This is a genomic window from Pseudomonas sp. GL-R-19 (assembly GCF_019956375.1).
Classification (GTDB): domain Bacteria; phylum Pseudomonadota; class Gammaproteobacteria; order Pseudomonadales; family Pseudomonadaceae; genus Aquipseudomonas.
The window spans coordinates 46,683-62,855 of the sequence record NZ_JAHBDJ010000022.1 but is presented as its reverse complement, the minus strand read 5'-3'; the positions used below and the strand labels follow the sequence as shown (position 1 = coordinate 62,855).

Genomic DNA, 16,173 nt, shown 5'->3' with positions numbered 1-16,173 from the left:
TGCGACTTTTCGGCGAACAGCATTACTTTTTGCCACCGACTGAAGAAATCCCGTCGCCTGCCGACATATTCTTATAGCACTTGGCCTTCATCTCTCTTGTCAGTCGGTGCCGCAATGATGCAACCTTGCCGCAGGCAACAGTAAAGAGGGCGAGAGCCCAGCGCGTTCAGCACATTCGAAGCGAGTTTCCCTCCATGAAAAGCCAACCCGATGCCGCCAGCCGTATGGTGGCCGAGGTAGTGACGCAGTTGCCTGTGCCCTCGCGGCTCGGCATGCTGCGTTTCGAACGGCTTAATGAACCCAGCTGGGCGCTGCTGTTTCTCGATCCCAATTGCGAACGCCAGTTCGGTCTGCCAGCCGTCGAGTTGTGTGCGCTGGTGGGCTCGCCCTACGCCAGCCTGATGGAACCGCAAGCGCGCTATCAACTGCACGACGCGGTCCAGCAGCAGCTGACTGAAAGCCCGCATTACCTGATCCGCTACACCCTGCACACCGCCTCGGGCTCCCTGAATCTGCTGGAACTGGGCGAAGCCTACAAACAACACAATCGTCACCTGTTGCGCGGCTACCTGTTGGTCATTGACGGCCTGTTCGAGGATGACCCGCTGCAACCGGCCCTGGATCTGGAAACCCAGAACTCGCGCCTGCAAATCGCCCTGGAACTCAATCAACGTGCCCAGCAGGAGCAATTGCTGCATCTGGACCGGGCGCGTGCCCAGCAGGACCTGATCCTGCTGCTCACCCGCCAACGCTACAGCAGCAATAATTCCTTGCTGGAAGCCGCCGAGCTGATCACCCGCAGCGCCTGCGATATTTACGAAATCGACTGCGCCAGCCTGTGGCACCTCGAAGGCTCGAGGCTGGTGCCGATCTCGGCCTATCACCGCACGAATCAGGAATACCTGCTGCCGCAACCGATCGACGTCAGCGTTTTCCCCGATTACCTCGACGCCCTGCACACCGGCCGCGCCATCGACGCCCATAACGCCATGCGCGACCCGCGCACCCGGGAGATGGCCGAAAGCCTGCGCCCGCGCGACGTCAACGCAATGCTTGACGCCAGCATCCGCGTCGATGGCCAGGTGGTCGGCGTTTTGTGCCTGGAGCAGACCGGCGCGACCCGCGCCTGGCAGTCGGATGAAATCGCCTTCGCCGGAGAACTGGCGGACCAGTTTGCCCAGGTCATCAGCAACCACAACCGGCGAACCGCCACCAGCGCCCTGCACCTGTTCCAGCGTGCCGTCGAACAAAGTGCCAACGCCTTTCTGCTGGTCAACTGCGACGGCGTGGTGGAATACGTCAACCCGAGCTTCACCGCGATCACCCAATATTCCACCGAAGAAGTGCACGGTCAGCGCCTGTCAGAACTACCAGCCCTGGAGAACCTCAGCGAACTGCTGTTCGACGCGCCTTCGGCGTTGGCCAAGAGCAACAGTTGGCAGGGCGAATTCAAGAGCCGCCGGAAAAACCTCGAACCCTATTGGGGCCAGTTGTCGATCTCCAAGGTATACGGCGACAACCGCGAGCTGACCCACTACATCGGCATCTACGAAGACATCACCCAGAACAAGCTCGCTCAGCAACGTATCGAGCGCCTGGCCTACACCGACAACCTGACCAATCTCGGCAACCGCCCGGCCTTCATTCGTAACCTCGATGAACGCTTCGCCCGGGACAGCGATGCGCCAATCAGCCTGTTGCTGGTGGACATCGATAACTTCAAGCGGATCAATGACAGCCTTGGCCACCAGACTGGCGACAAGCTGCTGATCAGCCTCGCCCGGCGCCTGCGCAACAGCCTGGTTCCGAGCGGCAGCCTGGCGCGATTCGCCAGTAACGAATTCGCCGTATTGCTGGACAACAGCGACCTCACGGTAGGCCAGCAAGTGGCCAACCAGTTGCTGGCGACCCTCGACAAACCGATGTTCGTCGACAACCAGTTGATCAGCGTCACCGGCTCCGTGGGCCTGGCCTGCGCGCCGCTGCACGGGCGCGACCCGCAAACCCTGATGCGCAACGCCGGGTTGGCGCTGCACAAGGCCAAGGCCAACGGCAAACACCAGGTGCAAGTGTTCACCGAAGCGCTGAACGCCGAGGCCAGCTACAAGCTGTTCGTCGAGAACAACCTGCGCCGCGCCCTGACCCAGAACGAGCTCGACGTGTTCTATCAGCCCAAGCTGTGCCTGCGCAGCGGTCGCCTGCTGGGCATGGAAGCACTGCTGCGCTGGGACCATCCAGAAAAGGGCATGATCCGTCCGGATCAGTTCATCAGCGTCGCCGAAGAAACCGGGCTGATCATTCCGATCGGCAAATGGATCGCCCGCCAGGCCTGCCGCATGAGCAAAGCGCTGACCGTCGCCGGCCTGGGCAACCTGCAAGTGGCGATCAACCTGTCGCCCAAGCAGTTTTCCGATCCGGACCTGGTGGCCTCCATTGCCAACATCCTCAAGGAAGAAGCCCTTCCAGCTCATTTACTGGAGCTGGAGCTGACCGAAGGCCTGCTGCTGGAAGCCACCGAAGACACCCACTTGCAACTCGAGCAACTCAAGCGCCTGGGCCTGACCCTGGCCATGGACGACTTCGGCACCGGTTACTCGTCGCTCAGCTACTTGAAAAAATTCCCCATCGACATCATCAAGATCGACCGAAGCTTCATCCACGAAATCCCGGACAACCAGGACGACATGGAAATCACCTCCGCGGTGATCGCCATGGCGCACAACCTGAAACTCAAGGTCGTGGCTGAAGGCATCGAAACCGCCGAGCAGTTGTCGTTTCTGCGCCGTCACCGCTGCGACGTCGGCCAGGGCTACCTGTTCGATCGTCCGATCCCGGGCAATGAGCTGATCGAAAAGCTCAAGCGCTACCCGCGAGGCCCAATCGCCTGACAGGCACAGGACCTGCGAACCTGCTCGCAAAGGGGCCATCGAAATCGCTACAAAATCCATTCCTTAGCACTTTCCTTGAGTTGCATCAAAAGACCGATTCGTTAGGCACCTTACCATTGGACATCGAACATTTTTAACGTCCTCTGGAGCCCCCATGAACAAGTCCATGCTCAGCGCTTCGCTGGTTGCCCTCGCGCTCGCAGCCCCGCTCGCCCACGCCTTCGAGGCCGGCGATATTCTCATTCGCGCTGGTGCAATCACCGTCAACCCCGAGGCTGACAGCTCCAGCGTCAAGGTTGATCAAGGCCCGCTCGCAGGTGCCGACCTGGGCGGCAAGGCAACCATGAGCAGCGACACACAACTGGGCCTGAACTTCGCCTACATGCTCACCAACCACCTGGGTATCGAGCTGCTGGCGGCCACACCGTTCGAGCATGACGTGAAACTCAAGGGCACGGCCCTGAGCGCGGCCAACGGCAAACTCGGCACCCTCAAGCAGCTGCCGCCAACCTTGAGCCTGGTGTACTACCCGCTGGATCCGAAGTCGGCCTTCCAGCCGTACGTCGGCGGCGGCATCAACTACACCTATATCTACGATGAACACGTTGGCAGCCAAGCGCAGTCCGCCGGTTTCAGCAACTTCAAGGCGGAAAACTCCTGGGGCCTGGCGTGGCAGGTCGGTGCTGACTACATGCTGACCGACAACATCATGATCAACGCCCAGGTGCGCTACATCGACATCGATACCCGCGCCACTGTCGAGAACAACTCGATTGCCCCAGGTACCCGGGCACGTGTGGACGTCGATGTAGACCCGTTCATCTACATGGTGGGTCTGGGTTACAAGTTCTAAAAAATGTTCACGTGGTGGTGAATGAGGCTTTGTGGTGATTAGACTTAAAAATGACGACGACTGCTGCGCAGTCGAACGGGGCGATGCGGCGATCCGACAAGCCCCCTCGCCACAGGGATTTCGTCCGCTTTAACGCAAATTCCGGCCACAAAAAAGGCGCCAGTCAAAGGCGCCTTTTTTGTGGCCGCAAGAATCTCAGCGCCCCAGCAACCGCGCCAACCCCACACGCATCGGTGTCTGCTCTGTGGTGCTGAAGCGTTCCAACAGGCGTCGGTTGTTCGCCCGGGAGTGACGAATGTCACCGGAGCGCGCCGGGCCGTAGCTCACCGGTGGCAACTTGCCGACCACGGCTTCCAGCGCTTCGAGCATTTGCTTGAGGGTCGTCGCCTGGTTCCAGCCAACGTTGACCGCACCGACTTCGACCCGGGGCTTCTCGATGGCCTGCACCAGCAGGTCGACCAGGTCTTCGACGTAGACAAAATCCCGGGTCTGCTCACCATCACCGAACACTGTGATCGGCAAGCCCTTCAGTGCGCGCTCGCTGAATATGCTGATCACCCCGGAGTACGGCGAGGACGGATCCTGGCGCGGACCGAAGATGTTGAAGAAGCGGAAAATCACCGGCTCCAGCCCATGCTGGCGGCGGTAGAAATCGAAATAGTGCTCACCGGCCAGTTTGTCCACTGCATACGGCGTCAGCGGCGCCTTGGGCGTGTCTTCGTCGATCGACTCACCTTCGCCATTGTTGCCATACACTGCCGCGCTGGAGGCGAACAGCACGCGTTTGACCCCGGTCTGGCGCATGGCTTCACAGACGTTCAACGTACCGATGAAGTTGCTTTGGTGCGTGCGCACGGGATCGTCCACCGAGGCCTGCACCGAAGCCACGGCGGCCAGGTGCGCCACGGCGCTGCATCCGGCCATCGCCTGGGCAACCAAGGCCGCATCGGCCACGTCGCCGACGATCAGTTCGACCCTGGGATTGTCCAGCGGCAGATTGCTGCGCTTGCCGGTGGACAGGTCATCGAGAATCCGCACCGCATGGCCCTTGGCAAGCAGGGCGTCAGTCAGGTGCGAACCAATGAAACCGGCACCGCCGGTGATCAAAACGGGGCCGTCAGCCATGGCGATAGAACCTGTCCAGTAGACCGGGAAGCGCCGCACGCCAAGCGCGCGGTTTGATCCCGAAGGTGTGCAGAATTTTTTTGCAGGCCAATACCGCGTGCTGCGGTTCTTCGGCAGCATCCGGACGCGCGGCGTGAGCCTGGGCGGTCGGGGATTCGATGGCTAGCGGATGCAAGCTGCGGGCTTCGGTCAGAATCGCCTGCCCCAGCGCCAGCGGCGTGGTCGCCTCATGCCCGGCGTAGTGGTAGGTGCCCCACAGCGGCGCGGCGCAATCGAGTTGCTTGAGCACTGAAATGATCACGCGGGCGGCATCGTCGACCGGCGTCGGATTGCCGCGCCGGTCGTCGGCCATCAGCAATTCTTCAGGTTGTTCGGCACGGGCGAGGAAGCGGCCAAGGGTGCCATCCGGGCTGTCGTCCAGCAGCCAGCCGAAACGCAACAGCACGTGTTGCGGGCAGGTGGCGCGAACGCTTTGTTCGATTCGCCACAACGCCTGACCGCGCAGGCCCAATGGCACCGGTTCGTCTTTTTCGCTGTAAGCCGTGGCACGGGAGCCGTCGAACACTCGATAGCTGGAAGGTTGCAGCAGGACGATATTGTGGTGCTGGCAAAGCTCCGCCAGACGCTCGATCGCACGCTCCTGGCTGGCCAGACGCTGTTCGCTCACCGCCTCTGCCTGAAACCAGTCGAAGTAGTAGGCAAGGTTGATCAACGCATCGGGACGGGTGTCGTCGAGCAGTTGTGTCAGGCTCGCGGCATCCCAGCCGTCTTCGGGCGGGCGGGGTGCGAGGAAACCGATGTCTTCCTCCGCACCGAGGCGAATCAGCGCCTGCCCAAGGGCATTTCCGCCGCCCAGTAACATAAGGCGCATTCGCATAGAGTCAGCAGGCCCAGTCTGATTGAAACAATGGCGTTATCGACACCGCGCCCAGGCGATGTCGTTGGTAAATGCCGGAATCGTTGCATTTTGCGGGTTTAGTGCGCAACCGTCATCCGTAAAGTGTAGATCCCTGAGTTTTGTAGTGCTGCCACTGGCCTCATCGCGAGCAAGCTCGCTCCTACAGTGGCCGGACAAACCCATTGTAGGAACGGGCTTGCCCGCGAAGAGGCCCTGAAGGCCACCAGAGATCCCGAGCGGTACTTGCATCTTGCGCCCCCCACCCGCATAACTTGCTGCATGAACCTGCCCATCCCCGCAGACAGTGCCCTGAGCGGCTTTCACCCTGCCGTCAGTGCCTGGTTCAGCCACACGTTCCCGGCGGTCACCGCCGCCCAGGCCCGGGCGTGGCCGTTGATCCGCCAGCGCCGTTCGACCCTGGTCGCCGCGCCCACCGGCTCCGGCAAAACCCTCACCGCCTTTCTCGCCGTCATCGACGATCTGGTGCACCGCGGTCTGGAAAGCCCCGAAGGCTTGCCCGACGCCACCCTGGTGGTCTACGTCTCGCCGCTCAAAGCGCTGTCCAACGACATCCAGATCAACCTGCAAAACCCGCTGGCCGGCATTACCGAACAGTTGCGCGTGATGGGCCTGCCCGAAATGCAGATCACCACTGCCGTGCGCACCGGCGATACACCGCAAAAGGACCGCTCGGCGATGCGCAAGACGGCGCCGCATATTCTGGTGACCACGCCGGAGTCCCTGTACGTGCTGCTCGGTTCCGATTCCGGTCGGCAGATGCTTGGCACGACACAAACGGTGATCATCGACGAGATCCACGCCATGGCCGCCAGCAAACGCGGCAGTCATCTGACCCTGAGCCTCGAACGCCTGCAAGCACTCTGCCCTGAGCCGTTGCTGCGCATCGGTCTGTCGGCCACGCAAAAACCCGTCGAAGCCGTCTCGCGCTTCCTTGTCGGTCGCGACCGCCCGTGCGAGATCGTCGACATCGGCCACGCCCGCCCCCGCGACCTGGACATCGAAGTGCCGCCCGTGCCGCTATCGGCGGTGATGGCCAACGATGTCTGGGAACTGGTCTACGACCGCCTCGCCGCCCTCGCCCGGGAACACCGGACCACGCTGATTTTCGTCAACACCCGGCGCCTGGCCGAACGCCTGAGCCGTCATCTGAGCGAACGCCTGGGCAAGGACGCCGTGGCGGCCCACCACGGCAGCCTGGCCAAGGAATTTCGCCTGGACGCCGAGCAGCGACTCAAGCGCGGCGACCTGCAGGTGCTGATCGCCACGGCGTCTCTGGAACTGGGGATCGATATCGGCGACGTCGACCTGGTGTGCCAGATCGCCTCGCCGCGTTCGATTGCCGGGTTTCTGCAGCGGGTCGGCCGTTCAGGGCACCAGGTCGGCGGCACGCCCAAGGGCCGTTTGTTCGCCACCACCCGCGACGACCTGATCGAATGCGCCGCGCTGCTCGACTGCGTGCGCCGGGGCGAACTCGATACCTTGTTGATCCCGCAAGCGCCGCTGGACGTGCTGGCGCAGCAGATCATCGCCGAGGTCAGTTGCCAGGAGTGGCCGGAGCAAGCGCTGCTGGAGATGCTGCGCCGTGCCTCGCCCTACGCCGCACTCGACGACAAACACTACCAGGCGCTGCTGCACATGCTCGCCGAGGGCTACAACGGGCGTCAGGGCATCCGCAGCGCCTACCTGCACCGCGACGCCGTGAGCCGCACCCTGCGCGGTCGCCGTGGCGCAAAACTGACAGCGGTGACCAGTGGCGGGACGATTCCGGACAACGCCGACTACAGCGTGCTGCTGGAGCCTCAAGGGCTGAACATCGGCAGCGTCAACGAAGACTTCGCGGTGGAAAGCATCGCCGGGGATGTCTTCCAGTTGGGCAATACGTCCTATCGGATCCTGCGCGTGGAAACCGGCAAAGTCCGGGTCGAGGATGCCCAGGGCCAACCGCCGACCATTCCGTTCTGGCTCGGGGAAGCGCCGGGGCGCAGCGCCGAACTGTCCGCGGCGGTTGCGCGCTTGCAGGCACAACTCGACGACCTGCTGGAGGCTGCGCCAGGCAACTTGCAGCCAGCGCTCGACTGGCTGACTGACACCTTGGGCCTGAACCTCGCCAGCGCCGGACAACTGGTGGACTACCTGGCCCGAGCGCGACAAACGCTGGGCGCCCTGCCATCGCAAGACACGCTGTTGATGGAGCGTTTTTTCGACGAGTCCGGCGGCACCCAACTGGTCATTCACACGCCGTTCGGCAGCCGTATCAACCGCGCCTGGGGTCTGGCCCTGCGCAAGCGTTTCTGTCGCACCTTCAACTTCGAATTGCAGGCCGCCGCCAGCGAAGACGCCATCGTGCTGTCGCTGTCCACCAGCCACAGTTTTGAACTGGACGATGTCTGGCGCTACCTGCACAGCAACAGCGCCGAGCATATCCTGATTCAAGCGGTGCTCGACGCGCCGCTGTTCGGTGTGCGCTGGCGCTGGAATGCCGGGGTGGCCCTGGCGCTGCCGCGCTACAGCGGCGGGCGCAAAGTCCCGCCGCAGATCCAGCGGATGAAAAGCGAAGACCTGATCGCCAGCGTGTTTCCCGATCAGATCGCCTGCGTGGAAAACCTCGCCGGCGAACGGGAGATTCCCGACCATCCGCTGGTGGAACAGACCCTCGACGATTGCCTGCACGACGCCATGGACACTGAAGGCTGGCTGGCCCTGTTGCGGCGTATGGAACGCGGCGACATTCGCCTGATCAGCCGCGATTTGCCGACGCCCTCGCCGCTGGCGGCGGAGATTCTCAGCGCCCGGCCCTATACCTTTCTCGACGATGCGCCACTGGAGGAACGTAGAACCCAGGCCGTGCTCAATCGCCGCTGGAGCGATCCGCAATCCACCGACGACCTCGGTGCGCTGGACGCCGAGGCGATTGCCGCCGTGCACGACGAAGCCTGGCCGGCGCCCTCCGGCGTCGATGAAATGCACGAAGCGTTGATGAGCCTGGCGGGCATCACCGATGCCGAGGCCGGTGCCAATCCGCAGTGGCTCGATTGGCTCACGACCCTGGCCGACAGTGGACGCGCGAGCCACTTGCAGATCAACGCCGGCCAATCGTTGTGGCTGGCGCTCGAGCGCCTGACCTGCCTGCGGACGATTTATCCACAGGCCGAATTGACGCCACCGCTACAAGCGCTGCCGGACTTCGACGAGGTCTGGGACCCCGATGACGCCATCCTCGAACTGATCCGCGCGCGACTCAGTGCCTTCGGACCTCTTGCGCTCGATCGCATTGCCGGACCGCTCGGCTTGCCCGCTACGCAAGTGAATCAAGCCCTGGCGCAGCTGGAGCGCGAAGGCTACGTGCTGCGCGGTCGCTTCATCCCGGGCACCACTGAGGAAGAATGGTGCGAGCGGCATTTGCTGGCGCGGATTCACCGCTATACGGTCAAGCGCCTGCGCCGGGAAATCGAACCGGTGGCGTTGCAGGATTTCATGCGGTTCCTGTTCGACTGGCAGTATGTGTCGGCCGCGAGCCAGGGCCAGGGCGCGGCGGTTTTGCCAGCCGTCGTCGCGCAATTCGAAGGCTACCCCGCCGCCGCTTCAGCCTGGGACAGCGACATCCTGCCGGCGCGGATCAAGGACTACTCGGCGACCTGGCTGGATGAGTTGTGCCGCAGCGGCAGACTGGTGTGGACGCGCCTGACCGCGTACAACAAAAGCGCCAGCACCGCGCTGCGCAGTACGCCGATTGTGTTGCTGCCGCGTAACCGGGTCGGCCTCTGGAGCGGCTTGACCGAACAGACGCCGGTCAGCGAACTGTCGCCGAAAACGCAAAAGGTCCACGCCGCCCTCAGCCAGCATGGCGCGCTGTTTTTCGACGAGCTGATCCATGAGGCCCATCTGCTGCGCTCGGAGCTGGAAATCGCCCTGCAGGAACTGGTGGGTGCGGGGTTGGTGAATGCCGACAGCTTCGCCGGATTGCGCGCACTGATCACCCCGGTCAGCAAGCGCCAGCCGCGCAACAGTCGGCGCGGGCGCGGGGCATTTATCGGTGGTATGGACGACGCCGGGCGCTGGGCTCTGTTGCGACGCGCACCTGCCGCGCCCGTGGTGGAAAACCAGCGTCCCGCGCCAACGCCAGCCGAAACCCTTGAACACATCGCCATGACCTTGCTACGCCGCTACGGCGTGGTGTTCTGGCGCTTACTGGAACGTGAGGCGGACTGGCTGCCGAGCTGGCGCGAACTGCTGCGCACTTTCCATCGCCTGGAGGCGCGGGGCGAGATTCGTGGCGGGCGGTTTGTCAGCGGCCTGGCGGGTGAGCAATTCGCCCTGCCCGAAGCGATTCCATTGCTGCGCGAGGTCCGGCGTCGGCCCCATGACGGCAGCCTGGTCGCAGTGTGCGGGGTCGATCCGTTGAACCTCGCCGGCACGCTGTTGCCCGGTGTAAAAGTCCCGGCGCTGGTGAGCAATCGGCTGGTGTATCGCGATGGATTGCCGGTTGCTGCCGAGATTGCTGGCAAGCAACAGTTTTGGGGGGAGCTGGATCAGCAGATGGGCGCTCAAATACATAAAAAACTGATTCAACACAGTTATCTGTAGGAGCTGGCTTGCCAGCGAAGAGGCCGTCAGGTTCAACATCGATGTTGCCTGACCATGCGCCTTCGCTGGCAAGCCAGCTCCTACAGGGGTGTTGCTATTGGGAGCGAGGCTGATCCGGCATCAACACCGCAGCATGCTCGGGCTCGATCTCCGGTGGCGCTTCGACCGGATGCCTCGGCACCAGCGCCTGCTGTGGATAAGTCTGCGCGAAATGCACCCACGGGCAGTTATCCACAAGCTTTTTCAATCGCTGATTGAAAGCCCGGCTCACCGCATACTGACCACCGGACACCGTGCGGAATTGCGCGGTCAGCACCACACCGTTGAGGTCCATCCTGTCGACGCCAAACACATCCAGCGGCCCTTGCAGGTTGTAGCGCAGGAACGGGTCGTTGCTGATGGAGTGCCCGGCTTCGCGGATCAATTCGATGGCCTTGTCGACATCGGTGTCGTAGGTCAATTGCACGGAAAAAAACGCATAGGCGAATTGCCGCGACTGGTTGGTCACGGCCTTGATCTGCCCGAACGGCACCGAGTGCACGAAGCCCTTGCCGTCGCGCAGGCGCAAGGTGCGGATGGTCAGGCCTTCGACCGTGCCGGCATGCCCGGAATCAAGCACCACCCAGTCGCCGATGGACAGGGTGTCTTCGATAATGATGAACAGCCCGGTAATCACGTCCTGCACCAGTTGCTGGGAACCGAAACCGATCGCCAGGCCGATCACCCCGGCACCGGCCAGGAAAGGCGCGACGTTGATTCCCAGGTTGGCCATGGTGGTGATCGCGCAAATCACCACCAGGATGATTTTGATCGCGTTGCGCAGCAGCGGCAGGATGGTTTTCACCCGCGTACTAGGCTGACGCGCCGAGCGTTTGTTGGTCGGTGGTTTCAGGGCCTCCTGAATCGCCGTGTCGAGCACCACCCAGACCATCCAGGTCACCAGCAGGATCAGGCCGATGTGGCTCAGGGAATCGCTGATCGCCCGGCCCACGGCATTGCTCACCGCGAATTCGAACAGCGACACACCCCAGATCCGCCCGAGGATATCGATGAACACGATGGCCATGCCAATGCGCAGCAAGGCATGGGACAAGTTGAGAAAACGCTCCTTGTAGGCCCCGCTGCGGCGCAGCTCCGCTTCGCTACGCGCCTTGAACAGATGGTGCAGCGTGGTGCTGAGGAACACCGTGGCAATCAGCAACACCGTAGTGAACAAGGCGCTGCGCAGCACTCTCTGGTTGTCGGCCCCGGCGCCGATCAGGTTGATGATCGAAACCAGTACCATCAACAGAATCGGCCAATACCAGAGCCCGGAAAATATCCGCAAGGTTTCACGCAACGCCGGCTGGCCGAGGCGCTGGGCCAGCGGCAGGATGCGGATCACATGGGCGACCGGGCGGCGCATGCGGATCACCAGCAAGCCGAAGGACATCGACGCTGCCAACCCGGTGAACACGGCGATGCTGCTGGTGAGATTGCTGCCCAGTTGATGGGCGATCTGCGGGCTGGTCAGGGCATCGCTCAAGGCCACCAGAAAACCGATACCGAATAACGGCCGGGGACTCTTCTCGCGAATGATCTGCACCGCCCGCCGTTTGTGGCCGGCATTGAACACTACCACCAACGACAGCACCAATGACGCGGAAAATATCCCCGCGCTAGCGGCATAAGCCAGACACAGCGCCAGCACCCGACCCGCCGATACCGGCAAAAACTGGCTGGCATAAATCGTCAGGGGCAGGCTGACCACCGCTGGAAGGGTATAGGGCAGTAAGTAACCGAGCAGGGCCTGGCCACGCTCGCGGCTGAGCAGCAGGCGATGCTCGCACAGGCGTTTGGCCAACAATCGCCCGAGCAGCCAAAGACAGGCAAACACGGCTGCCCACACGCAGGTCAACAGCAGAAAATCGCCGGCGACGCTCCAGGGCGAACGGACCGAGGGCTCATTGACCAACTGATCCACTTCATCGGCCGCGAGGTCGACACGCAGGCGCCAGACGTCGACGAGGTTTTGGTCCAGATCAAGCTTGGTCTGGACCTCGTCGATGCTTGAGCTGATGGCCCCCAGTAACCCGCCTTGCACCAGCGGTTCGGGGTGCGCCAGCGGTGTCGCGGTGGTCGGCAGCCCCGGTATCGCGGCGGCTTCCAGTTGTTCGCTGCCCAGCAACAGCAACGCGCCCAGCAGTATCGCGGTCTTGAGCCTGATCAAAGCACCCACTCCTTTGGCTGTGTCTGTAAGGAACTGATCGAGAAATGCCGGGCAAGTTCGGACATTGCCCGCAGAAAGCAGGACAGCGATGTTGCAGTAATTGCAGGTGCTCAAACAACCGCGCCTGTTGCTGATGTATGCCATGACAGCCGTCGGCTACGGCGGTTCGTTCATCGCCTTTACCTTTCTCGCGCCGATTCTTCAGGACCTCTCCGGCTTCAGCGCCAGCACCGCGAGCTGTGCCGAGGGGGCTTGTCGGAACGCCGCACCGCCCCGTTTGAGTGCGTAGCACTCACAAAATCTTTGGTACATCAGCGATTTTGGGGCCGCTTCGCGGCCCAACGGGGGCAAGCCCCCTCACCACAGGCTCGCTCCCACATTAAATCTGTTGTGGTGTGATAACTGTGTACCGCCCGTAGCCCCATCGAAACTTTCGCCGCCGCCCCAGAGTCATCCAAAGACAGTAGCCGTCAGGCGGGAGGCGACATGACAGCGAATCACACCGATATTCCCGCACACTCAAACGCAACCGACATGCGGGTACAAGGTTCGTCCGTCATTTGTCGTTTTACGGTACTGACGGTCAACACCCACAAGGGGTTCACTGCGCTCAACCGGCGTTTCATCCTGCCGGAACTGCGTGAAGCGGTGCGCAGTGTGTCTGCCGATGTGGTGTTTTTGCAGGAAGTCCACGGCACCCATGAACAGCACCCCAAGCGTTACACCAATTGGCCGGCGATGCCGCAATACGAATTCCTCGCCGATACCCTGTGGCCGCAGTTCGCCTATGGACGCAATGCGGTGTATCCGACGGGTGATCACGGCAATGCGCTGTTGTCGAAGTTCCAGATCATCCGCCACGACAACCTCGACGTGTCCATCAGCGGCCACGAGAACCGCGGGCTCTTGCACTGTGTGTTGCGCATGCCCGGAGACGGTCAGGAGGTGCATGCAATTTGCGTGCACCTGGGGCTGCGCGAAACCCATCGTACCGCGCAACTGAAGCTGCTCACCCAACGCCTGGACGCCCTGCCCGGCAATGCCCCGGTGATTGTCGCCGGGGACTTCAACGACTGGCGCCAGCGCGCCGATGCGTTTCTCAAGCCCAGCGGTCTGCATGAAGTCTTCGCCGCGCAGCATGGCAAACCGGCGCGCAGTTTCCCCGCGCGCTTGCCGGCATTGCGCCTGGACCGCATCTACGTGCGCAACCTCAAGGCCAGCCATCCGCAAGTGCTGTCCACCCGGCCCTGGTCGCACCTTTCCGACCACGCCCCGCTGTCGGTGGAGATCGAGCTATGAGCAGCCGGCCGATGGAAAAAACCACGCTGGAACACATCCCCGCTCCGCCCACCCACGAGCCGACAGCGGTCGATGTCGAATACGGCTGGCAAGGCAGCAATCGGGTCGAGTTGCTGGAAAATGGCGAGGCGTACTTTCCCCGGGTGTTTGCAGCCCTGCGCCGGGCGCAAAGTGAGATCCTGCTGGAAACCTTCATTCTGTTCGAGGACAAGGTCGGCAATGAGCTGCAGCAGATCCTGATCGAAGCCGCTCAACGTGGCGTGCGCACCATCGTCAGCCTCGACGGTTTTGGCTGCGGCGAGCTGAGTACCGGGTTCCTCACCGCGCTGACTGCGGCCGGCGTACACCTGCAAATATTCGACCCGGCACCGAAACGCCTGGGCATCCGCACCAACTGGTTCCGGCGCCTGCACCGCAAGATCGTGGTGGTGGATGGCAGCCTCGCGTTCGTCGGCGGGATCAACTTTTCCGCCGATCATCTGGCCGACTTCGGCCCCGAGGCCAAACAGGATTATTCCGTAGAGGTGCAAGGCCCGGCCGTGGCCGACATCCATCACTTCGCCCTGCTGCAATGCGGTCGCCCGATGCACGCCAAATACTGGTGGCAACGCCGTCGGCAGCGGCGCTCGGAACTGGCCTTCAGCGATCACGATGGCCAGGTACGGCTGGTGTACCGCGACAACGGGGAACACCCGACCGACATCGAAGAGGTTTACCGCCAGGCGTTGCGCCAGGCACAGCGCCGAGCGGTGATCGCCAACGCCTACTTCTTTCCCGGTTTTCGCTTGCTGCGCGAGATCCGCAACGCGGCCCGCCGAGGCGTGGATGTGCGGCTGATCCTGCAGGGCCAGCCAGACATGCGGGTGGCCAGGCTCGCCGCGCGTATGACCTATGACTACCTGCTCAAGTCCGGCGTGAAGATCTTCGAATATTGCGACCGCCCGCTGCACGGCAAAGTCGCCCTGGTGGACGAAGACTGGAGCACCGTCGGCTCCAGCAACCTCGACCCATTGAGTCTGTCGTTGAATCTGGAAGCCAACGTGCTGATCCGCGACCAGGCCTTCAATCGTCATCTGTTCGATCGCCTGCAAGACCTCAGCGATAACCATTGCAAAGCCATGCCTCCCGACGTCGCGCCACGAGGGCGTGTCTGGCACATGACCATCGGTTTTCTGGTGTTTCACTTCCTGCGGCATTTTCCGGCGTGGGCCGGTTGGTTGCCGGCGCATAAACCTCGCCTGAAACCCTTCCCCCCGCCAACCGGGAGTGCTGACCATGAACCGCGCTGAGACCCATTCGGCCTCTCCCGGCAAAAGCTCCGGCAAGTTCCATTGGCGTCGCTGGAAACGACCGCTGACGATGCTGTTTTTCCTGATGCTGATCGTGCTGTTCACGACGCTCGCCCAGCGCATCGAGTGGAACGAAGTGTTCGATAACCTGGCCGATTTCAAGGTGCGCACGCTGATCATTGCCTCGGGGCTGACCCTGGTGAGTTTTCTGGTGTACGCCTGCTTCGACCTGATTGGTCGCACCTACATCCGCCAGAACCTGACGTGGAAACAGATCCTGCCCGTGGGAATCATCAGCTACGCCTTCAACCTGAGCCTGAGCGCCTGGGTCGGTGGCATCGCCATGCGTTACCGGTTGTATTCGCGGCTCGGGGTGAGCAAGGGCAACATCGCGAAAATTCTCGGCCTGAGCCTGGCGACCAACTGGTTCGGCTACATGATAATTGCCGGCGCGGTGTTCAGCAGCGGGCTGGTGCACATGCCACCGGGCTGGACACTCAGCAGTAGCGCGCTGCAAGGCGTGGGAGTTTTGTTGTTGTTGCTGAGCACCGGATACCTGGCGGCGTGTCGGTTTTCCAAACATCGGGAGTGGGCGACTCGCGGCGTGGAAATTGATCTGCCGTCGCTGCGCATGGCGGTGCTGCAACTGGTCCTGGGGGCATTGAACTGGTCGCTGATGGCGGCGGTGATTTTCACCTTGTTGCCAGGCAAACTGGACTATCCACTGGTGCTGGGCGTGCTGTTGATCAGCGCCATCGCCGGAGTCATCACCCACATCCCGGCCGGGCTTGGCGTACTCGAGGCGGTGTTCGTGGCACTGCTGCAACATGAGGTTTCGCGGGGCAGTCTGGTAGCGGGACTGCTAGCCTATCGGGCGATTTATTTCATTTTGCCGCTGTTGATTAGCGTGGTGATGTATTTGCTGGTGGAGGCCAAGGCCAAGGCGTTGCGGGTCGAGAAAAAAACCAAGTGATGGGGTGGTTGCGAGGCCGCCATCGCGAGCAGGC

The 16,173-nt window shown here is 62.3% G+C and carries 9 protein-coding genes and 1 pseudogene; 7 read left to right on the top strand and 3 right to left on the bottom strand.

Going from position 1 to position 16,173, the window contains the following annotated elements; genetic code table 11:
- The first annotated feature begins 194 nt into the window (after positions 1-194).
- Together KGA83_RS13025 and KGA83_RS13020 are read left to right on the top strand one after the other, a co-directional pair.
- The gene (locus KGA83_RS13025) at positions 195-2,888 is read left to right on the top strand and encodes a putative bifunctional diguanylate cyclase/phosphodiesterase (protein ID WP_108218361.1); all 2,694 of its coding nucleotides are present in this window, start codon (positions 195-197) and stop codon (positions 2,886-2,888) included.
- A 154-nt stretch (positions 2,889-3,042) separates the two neighbouring features.
- Positions 3,043-3,741 (top strand): OmpW/AlkL family protein, encoded by a 699-nt coding sequence (locus tag KGA83_RS13020; RefSeq protein ID WP_108218360.1) that lies wholly within the window; start codon positions 3,043-3,045, stop codon positions 3,739-3,741.
- Between the two features lie 195 nt (positions 3,742-3,936).
- Here the strand turns inward: KGA83_RS13020 and KGA83_RS13015 are convergent, their stop codons facing one another.
- Together KGA83_RS13015 and KGA83_RS13010 are read right to left on the bottom strand one after the other, a co-directional pair.
- Complete coding sequence (locus KGA83_RS13015) at positions 3,937-4,866, bottom strand: NAD-dependent epimerase/dehydratase family protein (RefSeq protein ID WP_223529854.1); 930 nt, start codon at positions 4,864-4,866, stop codon at positions 3,937-3,939.
- On the bottom strand, positions 4,859-5,743 hold the full coding sequence (locus KGA83_RS13010) for a sugar nucleotide-binding protein (RefSeq protein WP_108218358.1): 885 nt from the start codon (positions 5,741-5,743) through the stop codon (positions 4,859-4,861). Before KGA83_RS13010 ends, KGA83_RS13015 begins: the two co-directional genes overlap by 8 nt.
- 300 nt (positions 5,744-6,043) lie before the next feature.
- Between KGA83_RS13010 and KGA83_RS13005 the strand changes: the two genes are divergently transcribed.
- Positions 6,044-10,369, top strand: a complete 4,326-nt coding sequence (locus KGA83_RS13005) for a DNA glycosylase AlkZ-like family protein (RefSeq protein WP_223529853.1) — start codon at positions 6,044-6,046, stop codon at positions 10,367-10,369.
- 94 nt (positions 10,370-10,463) lie between these two features.
- On the opposite strand, the gene KGA83_RS13000 is transcribed toward KGA83_RS13005, so the two are convergent.
- On the bottom strand, positions 10,464-12,578 hold the full coding sequence (locus KGA83_RS13000; RefSeq protein ID WP_223529851.1) for a mechanosensitive ion channel family protein: 2,115 nt from the start codon (positions 12,576-12,578) through the stop codon (positions 10,464-10,466).
- A gap of 100 nt (positions 12,579-12,678) precedes the next feature.
- Between KGA83_RS13000 and KGA83_RS12995 the strand changes: the two are divergent.
- The 4 genes and pseudogenes from KGA83_RS12995 to KGA83_RS12980 all read left to right on the top strand — a co-directional run.
- Positions 12,679-12,816, top strand: a pseudogene (locus KGA83_RS12995) (MFS sugar transporter); the annotation flags it as partial.
- A gap of 296 nt (positions 12,817-13,112) precedes the next feature.
- Positions 13,113-13,877, top strand: coding sequence for an endonuclease/exonuclease/phosphatase family protein (locus tag KGA83_RS12990; RefSeq protein ID WP_223529921.1), 765 nt, complete (start codon positions 13,113-13,115; stop codon positions 13,875-13,877).
- Complete coding sequence (gene clsB, locus KGA83_RS12985) at positions 13,874-15,166, top strand: cardiolipin synthase ClsB (protein ID WP_223529850.1); 1,293 nt, start codon at positions 13,874-13,876, stop codon at positions 15,164-15,166. Before KGA83_RS12990 ends, clsB begins: the two co-directional genes overlap by 4 nt.
- Positions 15,153-16,139: a lysylphosphatidylglycerol synthase domain-containing protein gene (locus KGA83_RS12980; protein WP_108218353.1), complete on the top strand. Its 987-nt coding sequence runs from the start codon at positions 15,153-15,155 to the stop codon at positions 16,137-16,139. The genes clsB and KGA83_RS12980 overlap by 14 nt, the downstream gene beginning before the upstream one ends.
- The last annotated feature ends 34 nt before the right edge of the window (positions 16,140-16,173 follow it).

Excerpts from the sequence above, each read along its gene's own strand:
- KGA83_RS13025 (WP_108218361.1), top strand. The coding sequence starts at position 195 with ATGAAAAGCCAACCCGATGCCGCCAGCCGTATGGTGGCCGAGGTAGTG.
- KGA83_RS13020 (WP_108218360.1), top strand. The coding sequence starts at position 3,043 with ATGAACAAGTCCATGCTCAGCGCTTCGCTGGTTGCCCTCGCGCTCGCA.
- KGA83_RS13015 (WP_223529854.1), bottom strand. The coding sequence starts at position 4,866 with ATGGCTGACGGCCCCGTTTTGATCACCGGCGGTGCCGGTTTCATTGGT.
- KGA83_RS13010 (WP_108218358.1), bottom strand. The coding sequence starts at position 5,743 with ATGCGAATGCGCCTTATGTTACTGGGCGGCGGAAATGCCCTTGGGCAG.
- KGA83_RS13005 (WP_223529853.1), top strand. The coding sequence starts at position 6,044 with ATGAACCTGCCCATCCCCGCAGACAGTGCCCTGAGCGGCTTTCACCCT.
- KGA83_RS12990 (WP_223529921.1), top strand. The coding sequence starts at position 13,113 with ATGCGGGTACAAGGTTCGTCCGTCATTTGTCGTTTTACGGTACTGACG.
- clsB (WP_223529850.1), top strand. The coding sequence starts at position 13,874 with ATGAGCAGCCGGCCGATGGAAAAAACCACGCTGGAACACATCCCCGCT.
- KGA83_RS12980 (WP_108218353.1), top strand. The coding sequence starts at position 15,153 with ATGAACCGCGCTGAGACCCATTCGGCCTCTCCCGGCAAAAGCTCCGGC.